General features: G+C 59.7%; 18 protein-coding genes. 9 read left to right on the top strand and 9 right to left on the bottom strand.

Annotation, left to right across the window (positions count from 1 at the left end; genetic code table 11):
• Positions 1–4 precede the first annotated feature (4 nt).
• A complete protein-coding gene (gene entC, locus V1587_RS08200) occupies positions 5–1,180 on the bottom strand; it encodes an isochorismate synthase EntC (protein WP_371898936.1) in 1,176 nt (391 codons plus the stop codon).
• Positions 1,181–1,368: 188 nt separating this feature from the next.
• On the opposite strand from entC, the gene fepB reads away from it, so the two are divergent.
• A complete protein-coding gene (gene fepB, locus V1587_RS08195) occupies positions 1,369–2,328 on the top strand; it encodes a Fe2+-enterobactin ABC transporter substrate-binding protein (RefSeq protein ID WP_371898937.1) in 960 nt (319 codons plus the stop codon).
• 83 nt (positions 2,329–2,411) lie between these two features.
• On the opposite strand, the gene entS is transcribed toward fepB, so the two are convergent.
• On the bottom strand, positions 2,412–3,647 hold the full coding sequence (entS, locus tag V1587_RS08190; RefSeq protein WP_395314558.1) for an enterobactin transporter EntS: 1,236 nt from the start codon (positions 3,645–3,647) through the stop codon (positions 2,412–2,414).
• 108 nt (positions 3,648–3,755) lie between these two features.
• On the opposite strand from entS, the gene fepD reads away from it, so the two are divergent.
• The 3 genes from fepD to fepC are packed head-to-tail and all read left to right on the top strand — an operon-like array spanning position 3,756 to position 6,546.
• On the top strand, positions 3,756–4,760 hold the full coding sequence (gene fepD / locus V1587_RS08185) for a Fe(3+)-siderophore ABC transporter permease (protein ID WP_371898939.1): 1,005 nt from the start codon (positions 3,756–3,758) through the stop codon (positions 4,758–4,760).
• Positions 4,760–5,749 carry an iron-enterobactin ABC transporter permease gene (gene fepG / locus V1587_RS08180; RefSeq protein WP_371898953.1) on the top strand — a complete coding sequence of 330 codons (990 nt, stop codon included), beginning with the start codon at positions 4,760–4,762 and terminating at the stop codon, positions 5,747–5,749. Before fepD ends, fepG begins: the two co-directional genes overlap by 1 nt.
• A complete protein-coding gene (fepC, locus tag V1587_RS08175) occupies positions 5,746–6,546 on the top strand; it encodes an iron-enterobactin ABC transporter ATP-binding protein (RefSeq protein WP_371898940.1) in 801 nt (266 codons plus the stop codon). Before fepG ends, fepC begins: the two co-directional genes overlap by 4 nt.
• Positions 6,547–6,640: 94 nt before the next feature.
• Here fepC and entF read toward each other — a convergent pair whose 3' ends face one another.
• The 3 genes from entF to fes are packed head-to-tail and all read right to left on the bottom strand — an operon-like array spanning position 6,641 to position 11,917.
• Positions 6,641–10,498 carry an enterobactin non-ribosomal peptide synthetase EntF gene (entF, locus tag V1587_RS08170; RefSeq protein ID WP_395314557.1) on the bottom strand — a complete coding sequence of 1,286 codons (3,858 nt, stop codon included), beginning with the start codon at positions 10,496–10,498 and terminating at the stop codon, positions 6,641–6,643.
• On the bottom strand, positions 10,495–10,707 hold the full coding sequence (locus V1587_RS08165; protein WP_371898942.1) for an MbtH family protein: 213 nt from the start codon (positions 10,705–10,707) through the stop codon (positions 10,495–10,497). The genes entF and V1587_RS08165 overlap by 4 nt, the downstream gene beginning before the upstream one ends.
• 10 nt (positions 10,708–10,717) lie before the next feature.
• Positions 10,718–11,917, bottom strand: coding sequence for an enterochelin esterase (gene fes, locus V1587_RS08160; RefSeq protein WP_371898943.1), 1,200 nt, complete (start codon positions 11,915–11,917; stop codon positions 10,718–10,720).
• 144 nt (positions 11,918–12,061) lie between these two features.
• Between fes and V1587_RS08155 the strand changes: the two genes are divergently transcribed.
• Together V1587_RS08155 and entD are read left to right on the top strand one after the other, a co-directional pair.
• The gene (locus tag V1587_RS08155) at positions 12,062–14,311 is read left to right on the top strand and encodes a TonB-dependent siderophore receptor (protein ID WP_371898944.1); all 2,250 of its coding nucleotides are present in this window, start codon (positions 12,062–12,064) and stop codon (positions 14,309–14,311) included.
• A 235-nt stretch (positions 14,312–14,546) separates the two neighbouring features.
• On the top strand, positions 14,547–15,203 hold the full coding sequence (entD, locus tag V1587_RS08150; RefSeq protein ID WP_371898945.1) for an enterobactin synthase subunit EntD: 657 nt from the start codon (positions 14,547–14,549) through the stop codon (positions 15,201–15,203).
• A gap of 114 nt (positions 15,204–15,317) precedes the next feature.
• Here the strand turns inward: entD and betT are convergent, their stop codons facing one another.
• Positions 15,318–17,351 carry a choline BCCT transporter BetT gene (gene betT, locus V1587_RS08145; RefSeq protein WP_371898946.1) on the bottom strand — a complete coding sequence of 678 codons (2,034 nt, stop codon included), beginning with the start codon at positions 17,349–17,351 and terminating at the stop codon, positions 15,318–15,320.
• A gap of 128 nt (positions 17,352–17,479) precedes the next feature.
• On the opposite strand from betT, the gene betI reads away from it, so the two are divergent.
• From betI to betA, 3 genes are read left to right on the top strand one after another with little or no spacing between them, the layout of a single operon-like run.
• Positions 17,480–18,067 carry a transcriptional regulator BetI gene (gene betI / locus V1587_RS08140; RefSeq protein ID WP_032662864.1) on the top strand — a complete coding sequence of 196 codons (588 nt, stop codon included), beginning with the start codon at positions 17,480–17,482 and terminating at the stop codon, positions 18,065–18,067.
• A 13-nt stretch (positions 18,068–18,080) separates the two neighbouring features.
• Positions 18,081–19,553: a betaine-aldehyde dehydrogenase gene (gene betB, locus V1587_RS08135; protein WP_371898947.1), complete on the top strand. Its 1,473-nt coding sequence runs from the start codon at positions 18,081–18,083 to the stop codon at positions 19,551–19,553.
• 13 nt (positions 19,554–19,566) lie between these two features.
• Positions 19,567–21,231 (top strand): choline dehydrogenase, encoded by a 1,665-nt coding sequence (gene betA / locus V1587_RS08130; RefSeq protein WP_371898948.1) that lies wholly within the window; start codon positions 19,567–19,569, stop codon positions 21,229–21,231.
• 86 nt (positions 21,232–21,317) lie between these two features.
• On the opposite strand, the gene V1587_RS08125 is transcribed toward betA, so the two are convergent.
• The 3 genes from V1587_RS08125 to V1587_RS08115 form a co-directional block, all read right to left on the bottom strand.
• The gene (locus V1587_RS08125) at positions 21,318–22,451 is read right to left on the bottom strand and encodes a T6SS immunity protein Tli4 family protein (RefSeq protein ID WP_395314556.1); all 1,134 of its coding nucleotides are present in this window, start codon (positions 22,449–22,451) and stop codon (positions 21,318–21,320) included.
• Positions 22,452–22,676: 225 nt separating this feature from the next.
• Positions 22,677–23,804, bottom strand: a complete 1,128-nt coding sequence (locus tag V1587_RS08120) for a T6SS immunity protein Tli4 family protein (RefSeq protein ID WP_395314555.1) — start codon at positions 23,802–23,804, stop codon at positions 22,677–22,679.
• Entirely contained in the window at positions 23,801–25,330 is a 1,530-nt protein-coding gene (locus tag V1587_RS08115) for an esterase/lipase family protein (RefSeq protein ID WP_371898846.1), read from the bottom strand. Before V1587_RS08115 ends, V1587_RS08120 begins: the two co-directional genes overlap by 4 nt.
• Positions 25,331–25,352 lie beyond the last annotated feature (22 nt).

The raw sequence follows: 25,352 nt of genomic DNA, 5'->3' as shown, positions 1-25,352 counted from the left end.
TTCCTTAGTGCAAACCAAAAACGTTGAGCATGGTGGAGAGCTTCACGCCCGTCTCGCGCCACTCGCCCACCGGCGAGGAGGCGGGAACAATGCCCGCACCGGCAAACAGACGAACGGTATTTTTATGCAGACGCGCGCAGCGGATGGTTACCACCCACTCGCCGTTGCCTTCGCTGTCGCACCAGCCGACGATGCCGCCGAACAGCTCGCGGTCGAACGGCTCCAGCTCGGCGATCAGTTCTTTCGCCGCCTGATGCGGGAAACCGCTCAGCGCCGGGGTCGGGTGCAGAAGGCAGGCCAGGGTCAGGGCGTTTTCGTTTTCACGCGCGTCACCTTCAACCGGCGTCGCCAGATGCCACAGCGTCGGCGTGGTGATCAGCTGAGGAGAATCAGGCATGGTGAGATGATGGCTGCGCGGTGCCAGAATGGTCTTCATCGCCTGGGTCACCAGGTCGTGCTCGTGACGGTCCTTTTCGGAGGCCAGCAGCTTATTGCCCGCTTCACGATCTAATACGTCGTCCGGCTGACGGCGCGCCGAGCCTGCCAGCGGCAGCGAGCTAAAGTGCGAGCCCTCTTTGCGCAGCAGCAGTTCAGGGCTCGCGCCCAGCAGCACACCGCCGTCTTCCAGCGGCACGTGGAAGTTGAAGCTCGCCGGGTTCTGGGCGATCAGGCGCTCCATCAGCGCACCGCTGTCCATGTGTTTGTCGGTCGCGATATCAATCAGGCGCGACAGCACCACCTTGTTCACCTGCGGTGTGGCGGTGAGCGACGCGGCGCGAGCGACCATCTCTTCGAAAACGGGCTGCGGCGGGATCTCGGTGCGTTGTTCCACCTTCAGCGCCTGCGAGCCGGAAAAATAGCGTGCAGACTGCTGACGTGCCGGACGGGAAAAGGTCTGCCAGCGTTGGGGAATAAACAGAGAGGATGGCTTGCGGGTATCGAACGGGATAGCCCCCACCATCACCGGATGAGCGATACCGTTGGCTTTCGCATTCCGGAAAGCCTGGGCTAATTTTTGCTGGAAGTGCCCGGCCGGATCGTCGCCGCCAACGGCGGGTTCAGAGAAGCGGGCAAAGCAGCCTGAGGTAGTAAAGCTGCGGTAAGGCGACATAAAGAAAAAGCGGTCTGATTCGAGCGTGGTTGCGGCGTGCTGAATTTCCTCAGCCAGGGACGTGTCCATATCATCCTCCTCAAAATGATAAAAGAAGCAATAATGATTATCATTTATATTTTCGTCGGCTAACCTAATCCCACATCGCTTCGCTGTCAACCGTCGGGCAAATAACTTGTGCGACAAAAGCTTGCATCCCGGTGCCGCAACCATGAAAATGAGAAGCATTATCTTCAACAAAAACAGGATGTCGCGCTGTGAGATTCCCTTTCGTATTCCGTAATACCCTGCTTTTATCTGGACTTTTTGTTTTAGGACTTGCCTCAGCCGTGGCCGCCGACTGGCCGCGTCAGGTGACCGACAGCCACGGCGTTCACACGCTTGAGAGCAAACCGACGCGCATTGTCTCCACCAGCGTGACCTTAACCGGCTCCCTGCTGGCGATTGACGCGCCGGTGGTCGCCAGCGGCGCGACCACGCCAAACAACCGCGTGGCGGATGCGCAGGGCTTTTTACGCCAGTGGGGTGACATTGCGAAACAGCGCAAGGTTGCGCGACTGTACATCGGTGAGCCGAGCGCCGAAGCGGTCGCCGCGCAAATGCCTGATCTGATTTTGATCGGTGCAACCGGCGGGGATTCCGCGCTGGCGCTGTACGATCAACTCTCCGCCATCGCTCCAACGCTTATCATCAACTACGACGACAAGAGCTGGCAGGAGCTGCTGACCCAGCTGGGCACCATAACCGGACAGGAAAAACAGGCCGCAGAGCGCATTGCCGCGTTTGATAAACAGCTCGCGCAGGTGAAACAGCAGATGAAGCTGCCGCCGCAGCCGGTGAACGCCATCGTCTACACCGCCGCCGCGCATTCAGCCAACCTGTGGACCGCGGAATCGGCACAGGGCAAGCTGCTGCACCAGCTGGGCTTTAGGCTGGCGGATCTGCCAGCCGGGTTGCAGACCTCAACAAGCCAGGGCAAGCGCCACGACATTATCCAGCTTGGCGGCGAAAACCTGGCGACGGGACTGAACGGTGAAGGGCTGTTTGTGTTTGCCGGAGACGAGAAAGACGTGGAGGCGATTTACGCTAACCCGCTGCTGGCGCACCTGTCGTCGGTGAAAAACAAGCGCGTGTGGGCGTTGGGAACCGAGACGTTCCGCCTGGATTATTACAGCGCGATGTTGGTGTTGCAGCGTTTAGAGGCAATTTTCGGCTAATGCCTGCGCCCGGTGGCGCTTCGCTTACCGGGCCTACGGGGGCAAAATGTAGGCCGGGTAAGGCGCAGCCGCCACCCGGCAAATCACACCGGGGCACTCTCCTGCCTGAACCGGCGCAACTCCACCAACGCCACTAATAAAATCCCGCCAACAATCGCTAACACAAACCCGCTGCTGCTCGCCGACGCCGCCGGGGTCATTATCGCCCCCAGCCCGCCGAGGATCGCCGCGCCGATGGCATCGCCCGTGACGTTCTGCGCGGTCCACAGGCCGTTGATGCGCCCGAGCATCCCTTCCGGCGTCTGGGTCTGGATCAGGGTGTATTGCAAGAGCGAGCTGATGGCGCTCAGCCAGCCAAAGATCACCAGACACATCACCCCGAGCGCCCAGACCGGCATCAGGCTGAAGAAGCCAATGGCGATAAACGAGGCCAGCGTGGCGAGTAGCATTATCAACCCCGGTCGCGCGCTCTGCGCCAGGTTGCCGCTGGTCAGCGCCCCACAGGCCGCGCCGAGCGGAATCGCAGCGTACAGCAGGCCAATCTCCGAGGCGCTCATCTGCCACTCTCCCGCTAATGCCGGATACAGCACGCGCACGGCGCTCGCCATGGTCAACAGGCCGCCGAGCAGCGCAATGCCGCCAATCAGCGGGTTGCTGAACAGGAAACGAATAGCGGCCATCAGTGATTTCATCGGATGCTCGCGCGTCTGCGGCGGAGGCGGCAGCAGCGGCAGGCGCAGCAGCGTCAGGGTGGTGATGAAGGTTCCCGCCGCCGCCAGCCCGTAGTTCCACGCCACGTTGCCGGTCGCCAGCAGCAGGCCGCCCACCATCGGTGAAATTACTGAGCCGAGGCGCACGGTGAGCATGGTTATCGCCCCCGCCTGCATCAGGTTTTCGCGCCCGACCAGCGCGGGCGTCGCCGCCAGCAGCGCCGTCACGCCCAACGAGGCAAAAAAGCCGTCCCACAGCCCGAGGGCATAAATGGCCATCAGCGACGGCTCCGGCAGCATGGCGTTCAGGCACAGCCCGATAAAGCCCACGCCGCAGGTGCCGCGCGCCAGCAGGATCAGCTTCTTGCGCTCGTAGCGGTCCGCCAGCACGCCGCCGACCATCAGGCCGATGAACATCGCCCCGCCGGTTAAGGTGACGGATAACCCCACCAGCCAGCTGGAGTGCGTCATGGCCTGGATCTGTACCGGCACGGCCACGCCGAGCAGCCCGAGGGACAAAATAGAGATAAAGCGAGCGATAAAGACGGCGCGATATGCCGGGTGCGTTTTAAGCAGGCTGAGGTTGAGCAGCCAGGATTTTTGATTCATGACAAAGCCTTGAGTGTAATTCTACCCATTCCATGGGCGCACATGCTAACATAGCCAAATAAGATAGATAACGATAATCACTATCATTATCAAATCATGGATGTTGCTATGTCGTTTTCCTCTTCTTCGGTGCGCGCCATTGCCGTGCCCGTTTTACTGCTGCTCCTGAGCCTTGCCGTTGCACTCAGCCTGCTGGTCGGCGCGAAGCCGCTGCCCGCGTCCGTTATCGTTGATGCGCTCTCCGGCACCTGCCAAAGCGCTGACTGCGTCATCGTGCTCGACGCCCGACTGCCCCGCACGCTTGCCGGAATGCTGGCGGGTGGCGCGCTCGGCCTTGCCGGTGCGCTAATGCAAACCCTCACCCGTAACCCGCTGGCGGACCCCGGGATTCTCGGCGTGAACTCCGGCGCCAGCTTTGCCATCGTGCTCGGCGCGGCGCTGTTCGGGTTGACGTCGCCCTCTGAACAGCTGGTGATGGCCTTTTGCGGCGCGATGGCCGCCTCGCTGGTGGTCGCGTTTACCGGCAGCCAGGGCGGCGGCCAGCTCAGCCCGGTACGCCTGACGCTGGCGGGCGTGGCGCTCGCGGCGGTGCTGGAAGGCTTATCCAACGGCATCGCCCTGCTCAACCCGGACGTCTACGACCAGCTGCGCTTCTGGCAGGCCGGTTCGCTGGATATCCGCACCCTTGAAACCCTAAAAGTGGTGGCGATCCCGGTCATTATCGCTGCCGCCGTGGCGCTGTTCTTAAGCCGGTCGCTCAACAGCCTGAGCCTCGGCAGCGACACCGCCACCGCCCTCGGCAATCGGGTAGCGCGCACGCAGCTGATTGGTCTGCTCACTATCACCGTATTGTGCGGCAGCGCGACCGCCGTTGTCGGCCCGATCGCCTTTATTGGCCTGATGATGCCGCACATGGCGCGCTGGCTGGTGGGGGCGGATCACCGCTGGTCGCTGCCGGTGACGCTGCTGGCAACCCCTGCCCTGCTGCTGTTTGCCGACGTGCTGGGCCGCCTGCTGGTGCCCGGCGAGCTGCGCGTCTCGGTGGTCAGCGCCTTTATCGGCGCGCCGGTGCTGATCTTCCTCGTACGCCGTAAACGCGGAGGTGGCGCATGATGGCTCCTTCCCGGCGTTTAGTCACCTGCATCACCCTGCTAGTTATCGCCATCCTGCTGCTGGCAGCGTGGAGCCTTCGCAGCGGCGCGGTGACGCTCGATTTCAGCCAGGTGGTTAACGCCCTGCTCGGCAGCGCGCCGCGCAATATCACCATGGTTGTCACCGAATGGCGACTGCCGCGCGTGGCGATGGCGATTCTGGTCGGCGCAGCGCTCGGCGTGAGCGGTGCGATATTCCAGTCGCTGATGCGTAACCCGCTCGGCAGCCCGGACGTGATGGGCCTCAACACCGGGGCCTGGAGCGGCGTGCTGGTGGCGATGGTGCTGTTCGGCCAGCACCTGACGGCCATCACCTTTACGGCAATGGCGGGCGGCATTCTGACGTCCTTACTGATCTGGGCGCTGGCCTGGCGCAACGGTATCGACACCTTCCGGCTGATCGTTATCGGGATCGGCATCCGCGCCATGCTGATGGCCTTTAACACCTGGCTTTTACTGCAGGCCTCGCTGGAAACCGCGCTCTCCGCCGGGCTGTGGTACGCCGGCTCCCTCAACGGCCTGACGTGGGGCAAAACCTGGCCCGCCGCGCCGCTGATTGTGCTGATGTTTATCGGCGCGCTGCTGCTGGTACGCCGTATGCGCCTGCTGGAGATGGGCGACGACAGCGCCTGCGCGCTGGGCGTGGGCGTTGAACGCTCGCGCCTGATGCTGATGCTGGTCGCCGTACTGCTGACCGCCGCCTCCACCGCAATTGCCGGGCCCATCTCGTTTATCGCCCTCGTGGCACCGCACATCGCCCGCCGCCTTAGCGGAACGGCGCGCTGGGGCTTAACCCAGGCGGCGCTGTGCGGCGCGCTTTTACTGCTGGCCGCCGATCTCTGCGCCCAGCGGCTGTTTATGCCTTATCAACTTCCGGTGGGCGTGGTGACCGTCAGCCTCGGCGGGATTTACCTCATCGTGTTGCTCGTTCAGGAGTCACGCAAGAAATGACAGATTCAACCACCCGCTTGCGCGGCGAAAATCTCACTCTCGGCTACGGCAAAAAGATCATTGCTCGTGATTTATCCGTCGCCATTCCGGACGGCCACTTCACGGCGATTATCGGCCCGAACGGCTGCGGAAAATCGACTCTGCTGCGCACCCTGAGCCGCCTGATGACGCCTGCTGAAGGCCGCGTGTTCCTCGACGGGGAGCAGATCCAGCGCTTCGCCAGCAAAGAGGTGGCCAGGCGCATCGGGCTGCTGGCGCAAAACGCCACCACGCCGGGGGACATCACGGTGCAGGAGCTGGTCTCGCGCGGACGCTACCCGCACCAGCCGCTGTTTACCCGCTGGCGTGAGGAAGATGACGTGGCGGTTAGTCGCGCGATGAGGGCAACCGGGATTACCGATCTGGCCCAGCAGAGCGTGGATACTCTTTCCGGAGGGCAGCGTCAGCGCGCGTGGATCGCAATGGTGCTGGCGCAGGAGACCTCCATTATGCTGCTGGACGAGCCGACAACGTGGCTGGATATCAGCCACCAGATTGACCTGCTGGAGCTGCTGAGCGAGCTGAACCGCACGCAGGGATACACCCTGGCGGCGGTGCTGCACGATTTAAACCAGGCGTGCCGCTACGCCACGCACCTGATTGCCTTGCGAGACGGGGAGATTGTGGCGCAGGGTGCGCCGAAAGAGATTGTGACGCCGGAGCTGATCGAGCGGATCTACGGCATGCGCTGCATGATAATCGACGATCCGGTGGCGGGAACGCCGCTGGTGGTGCCGCTTGGGAAACGTGCGGTCTGATGTCCCCTCACCCTGACCCTCTCCCCAAAGGGGAGAGGGGACGATTACACCCTCTCCCCTTTGGGGAGAGGGCTGGGGTGAGGGGCTGTTGACGTTACCCCAAAATATTCTTCAGCACCGGTCCAATCTTCTCAAACGCCTGCGGTGAAATGATATCCACGTGGGCGCAATCCTGGCTGTACACCTCAAGTTCCGCCACCCACGGCGCCCAGGCGGCCTGCGGATCCATCGTTCGGGTGCGCTCGGCAACGAACAGCGTCGCTTTGCCATCAAAGCGCGCGCTGTGGGCCGTGGTGAGCAGCCGCACCGCGTCGGCGTAGTTGCCTTCAATGGTGTTAAACAGCTCGCTGGAGCCCTGCCCCTGCTGGGCGGCGATAAACGCCTGACGCTCGCGCTCGATTTCCGCCAGCACTTCCGGATCGAGGCCGTTGGCCTCTTTCTCCGCCCAGTTCTGGGTTTCCGGCGGCCAGGTATCCAGCAGGCCGAGGAACGCCACCGCTTCACCCTGCTCGCGCAGGCGGGCCGCAATCCCCTGCGCCAGCGTACCGCCGAGGGAATAACCGAACAGGTAATATGGCCCCTGCGGCTGCTGCTTACGCAACGTAGTCAGGTGATGTTCAATCACCCCATCCAGATCCGCACGCTGCTGCATCGGCCCGTCCGGGCGCGGCGACTGAATGCCGACGATTGACCAGCGCGGGCTGAGGTAGCGCGCCAGCACGCTAAACTGCCAGGCGAAGCCGGACGCCGGATGGAAGCAGAACAGCGTCGGACCGTCGCCTTCCCTTAGCGGAAGAAGCGTTTCATACCCCAGCCGCTGCGCCTGCTCATCGCTCATCTGCGAGTCCAGCAGCGCGCTGAGCTTACTCACCGTGGAGGCGACCATAATCTGCCCCGGCGTTACCTTACGGGTGAACGTGCGGCTAAGCTGCGCCGCCAGACGCATGGCCAGCAGCGAGTGGCCGCCGAGGGCAAAGAAGTCGGCCTCAATGTCGTTCACCTCGCAGCCCAGCAGCGCGGCAAACGCCTGCGCGACGGCGATTTCGGTTTCGCTTTCCGGCGCCCGCCCGGAGGTTTTACTCGTCAGCTCCGGCAGCGGCAGCGCCTTGCGATCCAGCTTGCCGTTGGCGCTCAGCGGCAGCGCGCTGATTTGCAGCAGCACCACCGGTACCATATGCGGCGGCAGCTGTGCCTTGAGCGATTCGAGCAGCGCATCGCGGTCCAGCGGTAAGCCGGATTCAGAAACCACGTACCCCACCAGCTGGCGCGCATCGCCGCCCGTTGCCGCCGCCTGGTTGAATACGCAGGCGTGCGCCACGGCCTGGGCCACGTCCGGCAGCGACAGCATCGCCCGGTCGATTTCACCCAGCTCAATGCGCTGGCCGCGGATTTTGATCTGGTCGTCGCTGCGGCCCAGATACTCAACCGCCCCGTTATCCAGCCAGCGGGCAACGTCTCCAGTGCGGTACATCCGCTCGCCCGGCGCGAACGGGTCGGCGATAAAGCGGCTGGCGGTGAGATCCGGACGACCAAGATATCCCTGCGCCAGCTGAATCCCGGTGAGGTAGAGATCGCCCGCCACGCCGAACGGCACCGGGCGCATCATCGCATCCAGAATGCGCAGCCCCGTGTTCCACACCGGGAAGCCGATCGGCACGCTGTTGCCTTCCACCGCCGCCAGTTCAGGCCCAAACGCCGGATACCAGCTGACGTCTACCGCCGCTTCCGTCGGGCCGTAGAGGTTATGCAGCGGCACGTGCGTCAGCTGTTCCCACTCGCGGCATAGCTCAGCCGGCAGAGCTTCGCCGCTGCAGAACACCTGCTTAAGGGTTTTGCAGCAGTCGACGTTTTCCGGCGTCAGCGAGGCAACAAACGCCGCCAGCATCGACGGCACAAAGTGGGTAGTGGTCACGCCGTAGTGCGTGAAGAAGCTTTGCATCGCCTGCGGATCGCGGTGCGCGTCCGGCTCGGCCATCACCAGCTTCGCCCCGGCGATAAACGGCCACCAGAACTCCCACACCGACACGTCAAAGCTGCACGGCGTTTTCTGCGCCACCACGTCGTTGGCATCGAGCGGATAATGGTCCTGCATCCACTTCAGACGGTTAACGATGGCGTTATGGCCGACCATGACCCCTTTTGGACGCCCGGTCGAACCGGAGGTAAAGATGATGTACGCCGTCTGCTCCGGCTTCGCCAGCCGCAGCGGCTCAGCACCCGCGGTCGGTAATAGCGTGTTGTAACTAAACGTCTCGACGGAGAGATCGCTAAAGCGCGGAAGCTGTTCGTCAGTGGTAATGAGCAGGGACGGCTTCGCGTCCTCGAGCATCATCCGCAGGCGATCGTCCGGGTAGCCGGTGTCGAGCGGCAGCCACGCGGCGCCCGCCTCCACAATGCCGTGCAGCGCTAACGACAGGAATACCGAGCGCGGCAGGGCCACCGCCACGCTGTCGCCCGGCTTCACGCCGCGCGCGCGCAGCAGGTTTGCCAGCGCGACGACCTGCTCGCGCATCTGGCGATAGTTCAGCTCAACGTGCGCATCCGCCAGCGCCGGGGCGTCCGGCGTTTTGCTCGCCTGTTCCGCCACCAAATCCGCGAGCGTAGTGGACGGCAGCGCCAGTCCGGTATCGTTGATGCGCGCCAGTTGGGCATATTCCTGTTCAGAAACGGTTTCCACCTCGCCGCAGCGCAGGTCCGGGTTGGCCGCAAACTGCACCAGCATCGCGTTCAGGCGCGCGACGTGACGCATCAGCGTCGCATCGTCGTAGCGCTGCTTATTGGCGAGGATCTCCATGCTCAACCCGCCCTGCTCGTCCGGGAACAGCGCCAGCTCCAGATCGTTCACCGGGCCGGTCGCCAGCGTGTGGGTGATGGCTTCCACGCCGTCGATATCCAGCTGGTAGTCGAACACTTTAACGTTCAGTACCGGCCCGAACAGCGCTTCATCACCCGCCGCTTTCCCACTGTCGCGCACGATCTGCTCGGCGTCGTAGCGCTGGTGGCGGCGCATTTTTTTCAGCTGGTTCGCCAGGCGCAGCGCCAGCGAGGGCAGGCTCTCCAGCGGATCGATATTGACCGCCAGCGGCAGGACGTTAAGCACCGGTCCGGTCGCGGTCAGGGCTGCGGACCCCATCCTTCGCATAAAGATAAACCCGGCGGCGTAGTCCAGACGTCCGGTGAGGCGCCCCAGCCATAGCGCCACCAGCGCAAGCGCCAGGTCGGTGCGCTGTACCTTTTCTGCCGCCTGCGCAAGCTGGCTAAAAGCACGACCGTCGGCGGCGATTTTCAGGCGCAGGATATCCGTAGTCGCCGCTCGGCCCGGCAGCGGCGCGGAGGAGAGCGAGACCGGAGACGGCAGCTGTTTGCGCTGCTCGGCCCAGAACGCGCCGTCGCGCCGGTACGCTTCACTGTCGCGATAGCGCTGGTACTCCTCCACTACCTCTTCAAATGGCGTAAACGGGGATTCAGGCGTAGGGTCGCCCTTTTTCCACGCGGCATAAATTGCGGCGATCTGGCGGGTAATGGCCGGGAAGCTGAAGCCATCCACCACCAGATGATGATAGCGCTGATACCAGTACCAGTGGTTTTCACCGACCTGAATCAGCTGGTGAAACGCCAGCGGCTGACCGCTGTCGACGCGCAGGTTCTGGTTAAGATCGGATTCCATCAGCGCCACGGCGGCGGCGTGAGAATCAACGCGAACAACGGACGGTTCCGGCAGAATGAATGTCTCATCCACCCACTGCCACACCTCACCGTTTTCTTCTGCAAAACGCATGCGCAGGGTATCGGCCTGCATCATGCCTTCCGCAATGGCTTTAGCCAGCAGTGGCGCATCGATATCGCCTTTCAGCTCGGTGTAGTGCGCAACGCTCCAGGCGTTTGGCAGCGTGGACAGCTGTTCCGCCATCCAGATCCCCGGCTGGGCGGCGACGAGAGGAAGACGGTTCATGCGTTCTCCCCCGCAAAGTGAGACGGCTCAAGCGTTTGCCAGTGCCCGGCAAGCCAGTGCTGGCACGCCTCCTGAGACTGTGCCTCGCACACCACGCGCCACCCTGCCGGCAGTTCGCACTGCTGCGGCCACAGGCTGTACTGCCCCTGGTCGTTTTGCAAAATGGCGAACTGTCCCTGCGGATTATCGAAAGGATTGCTGAATTCCATACAGACTCCGTTATTGAATGAGCGGCTGCCAGAGGGTCATCAGCCCCTGCGTCAGCCCACCGCGCCAGCAAAGCGCATCGTGTCCGCCGTCAACCTGACGCCAGATAACCGGTTGGTATGAGTGCAGTTCGGCGTAAATCGCCTGATTCGCGCGGAAGATGAGCGGCTCGTTGCGCCCGGCTTCAAGAAAGATGCATAGCCCGCGAGGGGATATTTCACCGGCTTTAAGCTGTTCGATTAACAGCCCGTCCTGCTGCCCGCCTCGGTGCGGCCACCAGTAAGAGCCGGACAGGCTGAGCACGCAGCCAAAACGCTGTGGCCAGTTGAGGCCAGCATACAGAGATGCGAGACCGCCAAAGCTCTGGCCTGCCACTACCGTACGGTCGGCGCGGTCGCTGAACGGCACGCGTTTTTGGACAAGGGAGAGCAGTTCTTCCTGCACCGCCAGCCAGAAATCGGGATTGCACGGCAGTTCGCGGTTGCGATGCTCCATGTCGATAACATCGATTAAGACGTAGACAGCAGGCGGTAATTTGCGCTCGGCGGTGAGCGACGCCAGCGCGGGCCAGATCGGCATACTTTCGGCCCATAACTGCCCGTCGAGCAGCACCGCCAGCGGGCGTTCCGGGCTATGATCCCCGGTGGTGAAAATCCAGATGCGGCGACGATTTTTCAGACGCGCGCTTTCCCACTCAATGCAGACCGGCGGCTGAAACGGCGTATCGGGATGATTCCAGCCCGGCTGAACGGGCGCGTCCGGCATCTCCAGCGCGGAGACGGCATGACCGCGCCCGCCGCGCCAGCTTTGCGGATTCAGCGGGTCGGAAACCGCGTGCGGCAGCAGCTTGCGCCACCCTTCGCGCAGCGCCATGCGCTCCGGCTGCTCGCCTTCAAACACTATGCTGGCAAAATCGTTTTCATTCACGGATGGGATAAAACAGTAGCTCCCGCGCCACTCGGGGCTGAACTCCCCCTGCCACTGCCAGACGTCGGTATCGGGAATGCGTTCGAGAGACTGCGGGCGGGCATTTTGGTGGTGATCGGTCACGCCGGTGACGTAGAGCCAGACGCGTTTGATCGGTGACGTTTTTTGCGTTCCTGCCGGGTCACGCCACCAGAACGTGACGCGATATTTTCCCTTTTCCGGCTTCCATTCAGGCCCGTTTTTCGACTGCCACCACGCTTCACTTCCCGTTGTTAACGCCGTCACCCTTATAACCTCATGTTTAACAGTCTTTTTTGTTTCAGAGCAAATTTTATTGATAATATTATTGATAACTATTTGCATTTGCAATAGCGTAGTGCCCGCGCTGTGGGAAGCGCTCATAAAACAACCACAAAAGCAGGACGTACAATGAATAAGAAGATTCACTCTCTGGCCTTGCTGGTCAATTTAGGGATTTACGGCGTCGCGATGCCCGCCATGGCAGACGACAACACCGCCTCTGCGCAGCACGAAGACACGATGGTGATCACCGCCGCCGAGCAGAATCTGCAGGCGCCGGGGGTATCGACCATCACCGCCGATGAAATTCGCAAAAACCCGCCCGCACGCGATGTAGCGGAAATCATCCGCACGATGCCGGGCGTTAACCTGACCGGAAATTCCACCAGCGGCCAGCGCGGGAATAACCGTCAGATTGATATCCGCGGCATGGGGCCGGAAAACACGCTGATCCTGATCGACGGTAAGCCGGTCACCAGCCGCAACTCTATTCGTCTGGGCTGGCGCGGCGAACGCGACACCCGCGGCGATACCGGCTGGGTGCCGCCGGAGATGATCGAGCGCATCGAGGTGATCCGTGGCCCGGCAGCCGCGCGCTACGGCAACGGTGCGGCTGGGGGCGTGGTAAACATCATCACCAAAAAATTCGACGACCAGTGGCACGGCTCCTGGAACACCTACCTGAACGCGCCTGAGCACAAGGACGAAGGTTCCACCAAACGCACTAACTTCAGCCTGAGCGGCCCGCTGGGCGGCGACTTCAGCTTCCGCATGTTCGGGAACCTGGACAAAACCCAGGCCGACGCGTGGGACATCAACCAGGGTCACCAGTCTGACCGTACCGGTGCCTACGCCGACACGCTGCCCGCGGGCCGTGAAGGGGTGGAAAATAAAGACATCAACGGCGTGGTGCGCTGGGACTTTGCGCCGATGCAGTCTCTGGAATTTGAGGCGGGCTACAGCCGTCAGAACAACCTCTACGCGGGCGATACCCAGAACACCAACAACGACAACAGCTCCAGCGGTCTGGTGAAAAAGAACTACGGCAAAGAGACCAACCGTATCTATCGCCAGAACTTCGCGGTGACCTGGAACGGCGGCTGGGATAACGGCATTACCACCAGCAACTGGGCGCAGTACGAGCACACCCGCAACTCCCGTCTGGGCGAAGGGCTGGCGGGCGGTCTGGAAGGTCTGTTCAACAGTAATAAATTCACCGACACCGATCTGGCCGACGTGATGCTGCACAGTGAAATCAACCTGCCGATTGATTTCCTCGTTAACCAGAACCTGACGCTCGGCACCGAGTGGAACCAGCAGCGCATGAAGGACTCGACCTCCTTCACCCAAACCCAGCAGGGCGGCACCATTCCGGGCATGAGCAACGACCGCAGCCCGTACACGTCGGCAGAGATTTTCTCTCTGTTCGCCGAAAACAACATGGAGCTGACCGACAGCACCATGCTGACCCCTGCCCTGCGCTTCGACCATCACACCATCGTCGGCAACAACTGGAGCCCGTCACTTAACCTGTCGCAGGGTCTGGGGGATGACTTCACGCTGAAGATGGGGATCGCCCGCGCCTATAAGGCGCCGAGCCTGTACCAGACCAACCCGAACTACCTGCTCTACAGCAAAGGCCAGGGCTGCTACGCCAGCTCCGACGGCGTGGGCTGCTACATGATGGGTAACGACGACCTTAAGGCCGAAACTAGTATCAACAAAGAGATTGGCCTGGAGTGGAAACACGACGGCTGGCTGGCGGGCGTCACCTGGTTCCGCAACGACTACCGCGACAAGATTGAAGCGGGCTACGCGCCGATTGGTCACACCTCTTCCGGTAAAGTGCAGACGGATATCTACCAGTGGGAAAACGTACCGAAGGCGGTGGTGGAAGGTCTGGAAGGCTCCCTGAACGTGCCGGTCAGCGACACGATTAACTGGACCAACAACATCACCTACATGCTGCAGAGCAAGAACAAGGAGACTGGCGACCGTCTGTCGATCATTCCGGAGTACACGCTGAACTCCACTCTGAGCTGGCAGGTGCATCAGGACGTGTCGCTCCAGTCGACCTTTACCTGGTACGGCAAGCAGCAGCCGAAGAAGTACAACTACAAAGGTCAGCCTGTCACCGGGTCTGAGAAAGACGAAGTCAGCCCGTACAGCATCGTGGGTCTGAGCGCAACCTGGGACATGACCAAAAACGTCAGCCTGACCGGCGGCGTGGATAACGTCTTCGACAAGCGCCAGTGGCGCGCGGGTAATGCCCAGACGACGGGCAACACCACTACCGGGGCGTATATGTACGGCGCGGGGGCTTATACCTATAATGAGCCAGGCCGCACGTGGTATATGAGCGTGAATACGCGTTTCTGATAAAGGCAACAACGCCTCCCTCTCCCTCTGGGAGAGGGCGAGGTGAAAGCAAAACGGTAACCCGTTGCCGTTTTTAGCGTTTGCTCCCTCTCCCTGTGGGAGAAGGCCGGGGTGAGGGCGAGGTGAAAGCAAAACGGCAACCCGTTGCCGTTTTTTAGTGTTTGCTCCCTCTCCCTGTGGGAGAGGGCCGGGGTGAGGGCATCAGGCCGCACTATTCGTTGATAGAGGGGAAAACATGCACACCACCCACACCACGTTCATTCTCGCCGGCCACACCGTTCACCACGTCACCTTCGACCCAACCACCTTCACCGACGCCGATCTCCTCTGGCTCCCCCACCACGCCGAGCTTTCAAACGCCGGGCGCAAACGCAAAGCCGAGCATCTGGCAGGCCGCATCGCCGCCGCACATACGCTCGATGCGATAAATGAACGCGCGATTCCCGGCATCGGCCCCAGCGGCGAACCGCTCTGGCCGGAAGGGGTTTCGGGCAGCATCACCCACTGCGGCACGCAGGCGATGGCCGTTGCCGTGCGTCATCCAGATGCGTTTGTGGGTATTGATTGCGAAGCCATTCTTCCCGACCGTGAAGCCCGAGAAATCCAGGACGGTATCATTGATGCACAGGAAGCGACGAGCCTGACGCGCTCGGGCTACCCTTTTGCGCTGGCGCTGACGCTCGCTTTTAGCGCCAAAGAGAGTCTGTTTAAGGCGCTCTACCCGCGGGTGAAGATGTATATGGGCTTTGACTGTGCGAGCGTCACAGAGGTAACGGAAAAAACAATCACACTGGCACTTTCGCGCCCGGCTGGAGAATATCCTGAGGGTAAACGCTTCACCCTCGTCTGGCAGCATAATGATGGGAACCTGTGGACGTTGCTAAAAGCCTGAATGCGCTTCGCTTATCAGGCCTACGGTAAACCGGTTTTGTAGGCCGGGTAAGGCATCGCCGCCACCCGGCATGAGGGCAGCGGCGATGCCTTTTTACGTTCTTCAGTTCAAGGATCACACATCCGGGAACATCACGCTATTCCCCGGCGCTTCCCTGTGCAGATGGATAAAGTTCAGGTGCCGTTCATACTGGTCCAGAATGTCTGTAATCACCTGCTCCTTGCTGTAGTCCATCAAATCATTCCCCTGGCTCCCTTCCAGCAGGAAGGTTTCCAGCCGGTAGTAGGTCGACTTCCCGCTGCGCGCCCGGTAGGTAAAACCAGGCACCGAATACTGCTGCGGCCAGATCTGGTAGACAAAGTTCTGTTCGTCGCCCATGTGCACCAGCAGATCCAGGTGTCCCAGGTTTTCGCCCTCCTCCGGCGGCAGGTTTTTCAGCTCCACGTAGGCGCCACGCAGCTTCAGCTCCTGCGCCACCTCTTCCATCGCCGGGAAGCAGACCGTCTCCATCATCTGTTTGGTGTAGCGCGTGCCCGGATAGTTCATCAGGCGCGACAGGCGTTTCTTCCAGCTCAGCCTGTCCTGCGCGCCCATCGGGCGCGGCGCGGTGTCGCGGCTGGCGCTGACGCGGCGGTAGTCTTCCACCTTGAGCGATTTATACAGCCCGGCCATCACGAAGAAGATAACGAAGCTGAACGGCAGGCCCATGATCACCGTGGTGTTCTGCAGCGCCGAAATACCGTTGGTCATCAGCATGCCGAGCGTCAGCAGGCCAATGGCGACGGACCAGAAGATGCGCAGCCAGTTCGGGGCATCGCTGTTGATGTCCTTCAGCTTCGAGGTGAAGTTGCCCAGCACGAGCGCGCCGGAATCCGCCGAGGTGACGTAAAACAGCAGGCCGGTGATAGTCGCCACGGAGGCGCTAAAGGTGAACGCCGGGTACTGCGCCAGCAGGCTGTAGAAGCCGCGCTCCGGGTGCGCCATCGCTTCCTGCGCGAAGGTCGCATTGCCTTGGATGATCTCGTGCAGCGCGCTGTTGCCGAACACCGACAGCCAGAGGAGCGTAAAGGTGAACGGGATAATCAGCGTGCCCATTACAAACTGGCGGATGGTGCGGCCACGTGAAATACGCGCCAGGAACAGTCCGACAAACGGCGACCACGCCACCCACCACGCCCAGAAGAACAGCGTCCAGTTGTTCATCCACTCTACCGGGCGGTCGAAGGCGAAGCTGTTCAGCGTCATGCCCATAAAGCGGTTCACGTAGTCGCCCACGTTGAGCACTAAGGCATTGAGCAGGAACGAGGTGTCGCCCATAAACAGCACGAACAGGATCAGGCCCAGCGCCAGCGCCACGTTCAGCTCGGAGAGCACGCGGATGCCCTTGTCCACGCCCGATGTCACCGAAATGGTGGCGATAATGACGGAGAGCGCAATCAGCGCCGCCTTCGCCGCCATCGAATCCGGAATATCAAACAGCACGCTCAGGCCGTAGTTGAGCTGCACCACGCCAATGCCGAGCGTTGTCGCGATGCCGAAGATGGTGCCGATCACCGCCGCGATATCCACCGTGTGACCAATCGGTCCGTTTATCTTTTTCCCGAAAATCGGGTACAGCGCGGAGCGGATGGTAAGGGGCAAATTATAACGATAGCTAAAGTATCCCAGCGCCATTCCCATCAGGGCGTACATTGACCAGCCGGTCAGGCCGTAGTGGAACAGCGTCCAGACCATCGCCTGGCGCGCGGCCTCCATCGTCTGCCCTGCCCCTTCCGGGGGCTGCATATACTGCGTGACCGGTTCCGCGACGGAGAAGAACATCAGGTCGATGCCGATGCCCGCGGCAAACAGCATCGCGGCCCAGCTCAGCAGGCTGAACTCGGGCTTTGACTGCTCGGGACCGAGCTTAACGGAGCCGAAGCGCGAGCAGGCAATGCAGACCACAAAGACGATATAGAGCGTCGCCGCCAGCAGGTAGTACCAGCCGAAGGTCTTCGATACCCAGTTCAGGGTGCGCCCAATCCACTCGGCGGAAAAATCACGAAAGAAGATCGTTGTCAGGGAAAACAACAAAATCAGCCCGGCGGACGTATAAAAAACGACCGGGTTGATTTTGTCTTTTTCTCTGTCCTGTGAAAGGTCTGTCATCCAGTATCCTCACTGTTTTTGTAACTATTAAAATCCAAATCCGCAACAATTAAGACACATTTTATATTGAACGTCCAATCAAAAACCGCTTTAATGGTTAACCAACGCTGATGAATGGAGTGGCAAAAATGCCCAAAGTGGGGATGCAGCCGATCCGGCGCAGGCAGCTTATCGACGCCACGCTGGAAGCAATAAATGAAGTGGGAATGCATGACGCGACGATCGCGCAGATCGCCCGTCGGGCGGGCGTTTCCACGGGGATCATCAGTCATTACTTCAAAGACAAAAACGGTCTGCTGGAAGCAACCATGCGCGACATCACCGGCCAGCTTCGCGATGCGGTATTAAGCCGCTTACGCGCCCTGCCGGACGGCAGCGCGGAGCAGCGCCTGCAGGCGATTGTCGGCGGCAATTTTGATGAAACCCAGACCAGCGGCGCGGCAATGAAGGCCTGGCTGGCCTTCTGGGCGAGCAGCATGCACCAGCCGATGCTCTACCGCCTGCAGCAGGTGAGCAGCCGCCGTTTATTGTCGAACCTGGTGTACGAGTTCCGCCGCGAACTGCCGCGCGAACAGGCCGAAGAGGCAGGCTACGGCCTGGCGGCCCTGATCGACGGACTGTGGCTGCGCGCTGCGCTGAGCGGCAAGCCGCTGGATAAGACCCTGGCGCAGTCGCTCACCAGCCACTTTATCAGCCAGCATTTACCGACCGAATAACCGAGGAGAATTTATGTCCCGAATGGCAGAACAGCAGCTTTATATCAATGGTGGTTATACATCGGCCACCAGCGGTCGCACCTTCGAGACCATCAACCCGGCCAATGGTGAAGTCCTGGCGACCGTACAGGCCGCCGGGCGCGAAGACGTCGATCGCGCCGTAGAAAGCGCAGCGCGCGGGCAAAAAGTCTGGGCGGCGATGACCGCCATGGAGCGCTCCCGCATCCTGCGTCGCGCCGTCGACATCCTGCGCGAGCGCAACGACGATCTGGCAAAGCTGGAAACCCTCGACACCGGTAAAGCGTTTTCTGAAACCTCGACCGTCGACATCGTCACCGGCGCGGACGTTCTGGAGTACTACGCGGGGCTGATCCCGGCGCTGGAAGGCAGCCAGATCCCATTGCGCGAGACCTCATTCGTCTACACCCGCCGCGAGCCGCTGGGCGTGGTGGCGGGCATCGGCGCGTGGAACTACCCGATCCAGATTGCCCTGTGGAAATCGGCCCCGGCGCTGGCGGCGGGCAACGCAATGATCTTCAAGCCGAGCGAAGTGACGCCGCTCACCGCCCTGAAGCTTGCAGAGATCTATACCGAAGCGGGCGTTCCGGACGGCGTGTTTAACGTCCTGCCGGGCGTGGGCGCGGAGACCGGCCAGTACCTGACCGAGCATCCGGGCATCGCCAAAGTCTCCTTTACCGGCGGCGTCGCCAGCGGCAAAAAAGTGATGGCCAACTCGGCGGCCTCGTCCCTGAAAGAGGTGACGATGGAGCTGGGCGGCAAATCGCCGCTGATTATTTTTGACGATGCCGACCTCGATCTCGCGGCGGACATCGCCATGATGGCCAACTTCTTCAGCTCCGGCCAGGTGTGTACCAACGGCACCCGCGTTTTTGTTCCGGCTAAGTTCAAAGCCGCGTTTGAGCAGAAAATTGTTGAGCGCGTGGGCCGCATCCGCGCGGGCGATCTGTTCGATGAACGCACCAACTTTGGTCCGATGGTCAGCTTCCCGCACCGCGACAGCGTGATGCGCTACATCGCCAAAGGCAAAGAGGAAGGCGCACGCGTGCTGTGCGGCGGCGACGTGCTGAAGGGCGAAGGCTTCGATAACGGCGCGTGGGTGGCCCCGACCGTGTTCAGCGACTGCACCGACGAGATGACCATCGTGCGCGAAGAGATCTTCGGCCCGGTGATGTCCATCCTCACCTATGACACCGACGAAGAAGCCATTCGCCGCGCCAACGATACCGACTACGGTCTGGCTGCGGGCATCGTCACGGCCGACCTGAACCGCGCCCACGGCGCCATTCATCAGCTCGAAGCGGGCATCTGCTGGATCAACACCTGGGGTGAATCCGCAGCCGAGATGCCGGTTGGCGGCTACAAGCACTCCGGCATTGGCCGAGAGAACGGCGTCATGACGCTCCAGAGCTACACCCAGGTGAAGTCCATCCAGGTTGAGATGGGTAAATTCCAGTCCATATTTTAACCGGGAGGTTTATTTGCAATTTGACTACATCATTATCGGGGCCGGCTCTGCCGGCAACGTGCTGGCTACACGACTGACAGAAGATCCGAACACCACCGTCCTGCTGCTTGAGGCAGGCGGGCCGGACTACCGCTTTGACTTCCGCACCCAGATGCCCGCCGCGCTGGCGTTCCCGCTGCAGGGCAAGCGCTACAACTGGGCGTACGAAACCGAACCAGAGCCGTACATGAACAACCGCCGCATGGAGTGCGGGCGCGGCAAAGGGCTGGGCGGCTCGTCGCTGATCAACGGGATGTGCTACATCCGCGGTAACGCGATGGACCTCGACCACTGGGCAAAAGAGCCGGGTCTGGAGCACTGGAGCTACCTCAACTGCCTGCCCTACTACCGCAAGGCCGAGACGCGCGACGTGGGGCCGAACGACTACCACGGCGGCGACGGTCCGGTGAGCGTCACCACCTCGAAACCGGGCGTGAACCCGCTGTTTGAAGCGATGGTGGAGGCGGGCGTGCAGGCGGGCTATCCGCGTACCGACGATCTCAACGGCTATCAGCAGGAAGGTTTCGGCCCGATGGACCGCACGGTCACGCCGCAGGGCCGACGCGCCAGCACCGCCCGCGGCTATCTGGATCAGGCGAAACCGCGTCCGAACCTGACCATCCGCACCCACGCCATGACCGACCGCATCCTCTTTGAGGGCAAGCGCGCGGTGGGCGTCGAGTGGCTGGAGGGTGAAAGCACTATTCCATCTAAAGCAACGGCGAAGAAAGAAGTGCTGCTGAGCGCCGGGGCGATTGCCTCTCCGCAGATCCTCCAGCGCTCCGGCGTGGGCAACGCTGACCTGCTGAAACAGTTCGATATCCCGCTGGTACACGATCTGCCCGGCGTGGGCGAAAACCTGCAGGATCACCTGGAGATGTACCTCCAGTACGAATGCAAAGAGCCGGTCTCCCTCTACCCTGCCCTGCAGTGGTGGAACCAGCCGAAGATTGGCGCCGAGTGGCTGTTTGGCGGCACCGGCGTGGGCGCGAGCAACCACTTCGAAGCGGGCGGGTTTATCCGCAGCCGCGAGGAGTTTGAGTGGCCGAACATTCAGTACCACTTCCTGCCGGTGGCGATTAACTACAACGGCTCGAACGCGGTGAAAGAGCACGGCTTCCAGTGCCACGTCGGCTCCATGCGCTCGCCGAGCCGCGGCCACGTGCGCATCAAGTCCCGCGACCCGCACCAGCATCCGGCGATCCTGTTCAACTATATGTCCCACGAGCAGGACTGGCAGGAGTTCCGCGACGCGATCCGCATCACCCGCGAGATCATGCACCAGCCCGCACTGGACAAGTACCGCGGCCGTGAAATCAGTCCGGGTATTGACTGCCAGACCGACGAGCAGCTGGACGAGTTTGTGCGTAACCACGCCGAAACCGCCTTCCATCCGTGCGGCACCTGCAAGATGGGTTACGACGAGATGGCGGTGGTCGACGGCGAAGGCCGCGTTCACGGGCTGGAAGGGCTGCGCGTGGTGGATGCGTCGATTATGCCGCAGATCATCACCGGCAACCTGAACGCCACCACCATTATGATTGGTGAGAAGATTGCCGACGCCATTCGCGGTCGCGAGCCGCTGGTGAAGAGCACGGCTGCGTATTATGTGGCGAACGGGGCGCCGGTCAGGCGCTGAGTTGCCTGACTACGTTTCAACAATGGTTAGGAACTCAGTTTCATAGATTAAATTCCCCGGACGTCGCCGCCGGGGAATTGTACCAGTCAGAACACATTGTCCCTGAGACGAAAAGAACGGGTAATGCGATCCCAAATCGCCACAAGCTCAGCGTCGCTATAGGCTGATGGGGGAGCAGTGTCGCTGCCTTCGGGTGGGATTTCGTTGCTTAACGTCAGATCAAGACTGGGATGCATGAAGTCTGCATTTGTCTCATTCGCTACGGCGGTATACATGAGCTGCGCTGAGGAATTATCGGATGAACTTTTTGGTGGGGCCGTAATCAGCCATTCACTGGCCGCAAAACCGGCAATCTGCGTTTCACCCTTACGCAGCGTGCGTCCATTAATGCTGTTGATATAAGACTGAATTTCCCCGGTTCGCTCCAGCATGGTGGTGCTTTCTTTCAGAGCATTATTGCTCCAGACGATAAAAGAAAATGCCGAACTGTGCGGATAAATAAAGGTGATGTCTTCCTTTGGTTTTCCGTTCCCGTCACGGATAAACCCTTCTGAAATACAGGTGCCCGGGTGTGTCGGGATTTCATCGTCTTTTCGCCCGCTCAGACGGGACATTAAGTCCTGTAGCTCTGCTATTTTCTGAGGTTTGTTATTGGCCATCCACTCTGGTCTTCCCACCTCTTTCCGTAGCCAGAATGCACGCTCTTTGGCAAAGCGCGGATCAGAGTAATCGGTAATCTCCTGAGTGAGGACAAACGCCACCCCATCAACATACAGATGCCCTTCCAGAATGCGACTAGAACCCGCCACACTCTCATTTTGATTACGGTCAAATATCACCGCGTTGTCATTTATCCGGTGCACCTGCTTTAAAAAAGGCTGATCCACTTTCCTTACTGTATGCCCGTTCAGCAACTCCAGCTCTCGAAGCCGGATACGCTGTGCAAAAGCCGGAAGGTAAATCCGCTTGCTGCTGATGCTGATCTCATTGATTTTGGCATCTTCAGTCCGGGTGTTTTCAAAAGAGGCCGGAACCTCAAACACATAGCGTCCCACGCACTGAGTTTTGGTGGAGGCAAACAGGTTGTCAACCATACGGATTTCCTTATCGGTTAATGCTGGTGGTGTGTGCACAAACGTCACGTAGTTATGAATATAGAATCCTGCCGCTAACAGCAGAAGCGTTATCGTGACAATTACAGGAGACTTGTCTTCTTTCATGGAGCTGGCACCTGTAGCGTGATTTTCACCACCGAGCGAACCGTGAACATCAGGGCGTCGGACAGGTCACTGCAGACCGAGAAATTATCTTTCATCCTGGAAATAATCCCGGACTTAAAACCTCCGTCATTATCCATTAAAGGCGCGATTACACAGCGGATTAAACTGACGTTTCTGGTACCATTCATATCTCAGATTCCATTCCCTTTACCCATGACACACTATTCAGAACGCATCGTCCCTGAGACGAAAAGAACGGGTAATGCGATCCCAAATCGCCACAAGCTCAGCGTCGCTATAGGCTGATGGGGGAGCAGTGTCGCTGCCTTCGGGTGGGATTTCGTTGCTTAACGTCAGATCAAGACTGGGATGCATGAAGTCTGCATTTGTCTCATTCGCTACGGCGGTAAACATGAGCTGCGCTGAGGGATTATCGGATGAGCTTTTTGGTGGGGCCGTAATCAGCCATTCACTGGCCGCGAAACCGGCAATCTGCGTTTCACCCTTACGCAGCGTGCGTCCATTAATGCTGTTGATATAAGACTGAATTTCCCCGGTTCGCTCCAGCATGGTGGTGCTTTCTTTCAGAGCATTATTGCTCCAGACGATAAAAGAAAATACCGAACTGTGCGGATAAATAAAGGTGATGTCTTCCTTTGGTTTTCCGTTCCCGTCGCGGATAAACCCTTCTGAAATACAGGTGCCCGGGTGTGTCGGGATTTCATCGTCTTTTCGCCCGCTCAGACGGGACATTAAGTCCTGTAGCTCTGCCAGTTTCTGAGGTTTGGTATTAAGATGACCGACACTGACACCAGCATTGATGAAATCCGCCCTATCTTTTTGATACTTTCGATCATTTAAATCTGTGATTTCCTGGGTAAGGGTAAATGCCACCCCGTCAACGTACAGATGCCCTTCCAGAATGCGGCCAAAACCCGGTACACTTTCATTTTCATTACGGTCAAAGATCACCGCATTCTCATTGATCCGGTACACCTGCTTTAAGAAAGGCTGATCCACTGTCCTCACTGTATGCCCGTTCAGCAACTCCTGCTCTCGTAGCCGGATACGTTGTTCAAACGCCGGGCGATAAAGTCGCTTGCTGCTGATGCTGATCTCATTGATTTTGGCATCTTCGGTCCGGGTGTTTTCAAAAGAGGTCGGAACCTCAAACACATAGCGCCCCACGCACTGAGTTTTGGTGGAGGCAAACAGGTTGTCAACCATACGGATTTCCTTATCGGTTAATGCTGGTGGTGTGTGCACAAACGTCACGTAGTTATGAATATAGAATCCTACCGCCAGCAACAGCATCGCCAGCGGAATAAGCAGGGGAAACGGGAATTTTTTCATGGTGCCGGCACCTGCTGCACGATTTTTACCACCGAGCGGACCGTGAACATCAGGGCGTCGGACAGGTCGCTGTAAACTGAACGGGAGCGATCTACAGGATCAACGGCATAGGCCCCTTCATGGTCAACATTGGTCGCCAGCACCCCAAGAATTCTGGGAAACCTGGTCCGGATCGCCTTTACTGGCACCGTGCCATCGCCGGGCGTTCCTGCGGAAATCAACTCAAAGGTTATTCCTGAATCATACCGATATGTCGGTGACGATGGCTCTGGATAGCCCATCACCGGCACGGGCCGCAGAGCAGGCCGTTCTTTCCACGTCAGAAAAGCATCAGACTTATTGTCTGCACTCGCGCCATAAAACAGCCAGGTCTGCGGGTGGTATTTGCCATTTAACTCCTCAATAAAAATTTGAACTGGACCCTTAATACGCTTAGCAAAACTATCCCACTGCTTATCAGTATCCCCAAGCAGCAAATCCTTCTCACACAGCCGCCACCAGTCCGTTTTGTTAAGGTATATTTCCGTGTATGGATCGCTTTTTGGCAGAGACTGTTGCGTACCACCGCTCTCGATTTTCAGCCAGCCAGGACCGTAAGCCTTGCCCGGCAGCAACTGTAACGGACCGGGAGACTGGGCCAGGACAGGCATCAGTTTCTCGGCACTGTCCCCGATAATTATCCCGGTAATTCCCCGTTCGCCGGTTTTCATACGTCGATAAGCCGCTGGCGAGCCAAGGTCCGGCATCACCCCGTGGACAATCCCCAGAATACTGCCCTGACCGTTCATGTTTTCTGAATAATGCCGGGCAACCATGCCTCCCATCGAATGGGTAACAAGAATGACTTTATCCACCGCGAGACGACCGTGATATAACCCCAGAACCTTGTTGATATATTGGCCAAGCAACGCCGCCGAATCAGCATTCGACTGTAGCCAGTTATAGCCAAAAACGTGAAGCGGGTATAAAAAGTGGTGGCCGTGCGCAGTTTCTTCTTCCGTCAGCACCTGCTCTGCAGGTTCGTCACCGATCCTTACACCGGTAAAACGCTGCCGCGCCGTTTGTAATTGCGCTTCACGGAAATAATTATCTAACAGGATATCGTCGTCACTGAGCAAGTACTGCAACCGGTCAAGCGCCTCGCCGTAGCTCATATAAAACGCACTTCCCCACCCCCGTGCACGGCGGGATGGGAATTTTTTACCATCAGCCCCCTCATTGAAGATATTCCCGCTGTCATCAACGGATGTGGTTTTTGGGTCCAGAAGCTGTTTTCTTTTCTCCGGGCCTGCTAACGGCCATTTTTTTAGTGATTCAAAGCTGTACTCCCAGACATTGTTCTCTTTGTTCTTTAAATTAGATCCCATCACTCCCGGAATAAAAATAACCGGAATGATTTTGTGCGGCGGCATAAGGCAAACCGCCACGTAATTATTTTCTTTTGGCTGGGAGGTCAATTCATAATGAAACCGTCCATTGTCGTCCCAGATGGGCCGATGATAAGCACGATTTTCAGAGTCATCCATGAGTTAAGTTCCTGATATTGGA

Origin of the sequence: Enterobacter sp. ECC-249, assembly GCF_043965265.1 — a bacterium.
GTDB lineage: Bacteria > Pseudomonadota > Gammaproteobacteria > Enterobacterales > Enterobacteriaceae > Enterobacter > Enterobacter quasiroggenkampii.
This window is presented reverse-complemented; position numbering and strand designations above follow the sequence as displayed.

What these genes read in the sequence shown, in the direction of transcription:
- entC (WP_371898936.1), bottom strand. Translation starts at nt 1,180, where the DNA reads ATGGACACGTCCCTGGCTGAGGAAATTCAGCACGCCGCAACCACGCTC.
- entS (WP_395314558.1), bottom strand. Translation starts at nt 3,647, where the DNA reads ATGAATCAAAAATCCTGGCTGCTCAACCTCAGCCTGCTTAAAACGCAC.
- fepD (WP_371898939.1), top strand. Translation starts at nt 3,756, where the DNA reads ATGTCGTTTTCCTCTTCTTCGGTGCGCGCCATTGCCGTGCCCGTTTTA.
- fepG (WP_371898953.1), top strand. Translation starts at nt 4,760, where the DNA reads ATGGCTCCTTCCCGGCGTTTAGTCACCTGCATCACCCTGCTAGTTATC.
- fepC (WP_371898940.1), top strand. Translation starts at nt 5,746, where the DNA reads ATGACAGATTCAACCACCCGCTTGCGCGGCGAAAATCTCACTCTCGGC.
- entF (WP_395314557.1), bottom strand. Translation starts at nt 10,498, where the DNA reads ATGAACCGTCTTCCTCTCGTCGCCGCCCAGCCGGGGATCTGGATGGCG.
- V1587_RS08165 (WP_371898942.1), bottom strand. Translation starts at nt 10,707, where the DNA reads ATGGAATTCAGCAATCCTTTCGATAATCCGCAGGGACAGTTCGCCATT.
- V1587_RS08155 (WP_371898944.1), top strand. Translation starts at nt 12,062, where the DNA reads ATGAATAAGAAGATTCACTCTCTGGCCTTGCTGGTCAATTTAGGGATT.
- entD (WP_371898945.1), top strand. Translation starts at nt 14,547, where the DNA reads ATGCACACCACCCACACCACGTTCATTCTCGCCGGCCACACCGTTCAC.
- betT (WP_371898946.1), bottom strand. Translation starts at nt 17,351, where the DNA reads ATGACAGACCTTTCACAGGACAGAGAAAAAGACAAAATCAACCCGGTC.
- betI (WP_032662864.1), top strand. Translation starts at nt 17,480, where the DNA reads ATGCCCAAAGTGGGGATGCAGCCGATCCGGCGCAGGCAGCTTATCGAC.
- betB (WP_371898947.1), top strand. Translation starts at nt 18,081, where the DNA reads ATGTCCCGAATGGCAGAACAGCAGCTTTATATCAATGGTGGTTATACA.
- V1587_RS08125 (WP_395314556.1), bottom strand. Translation starts at nt 22,451, where the DNA reads ATGAAAGAAGACAAGTCTCCTGTAATTGTCACGATAACGCTTCTGCTG.
- V1587_RS08120 (WP_395314555.1), bottom strand. Translation starts at nt 23,804, where the DNA reads ATGAAAAAATTCCCGTTTCCCCTGCTTATTCCGCTGGCGATGCTGTTG.
- V1587_RS08115 (WP_371898846.1), bottom strand. Translation starts at nt 25,330, where the DNA reads ATGGATGACTCTGAAAATCGTGCTTATCATCGGCCCATCTGGGACGAC.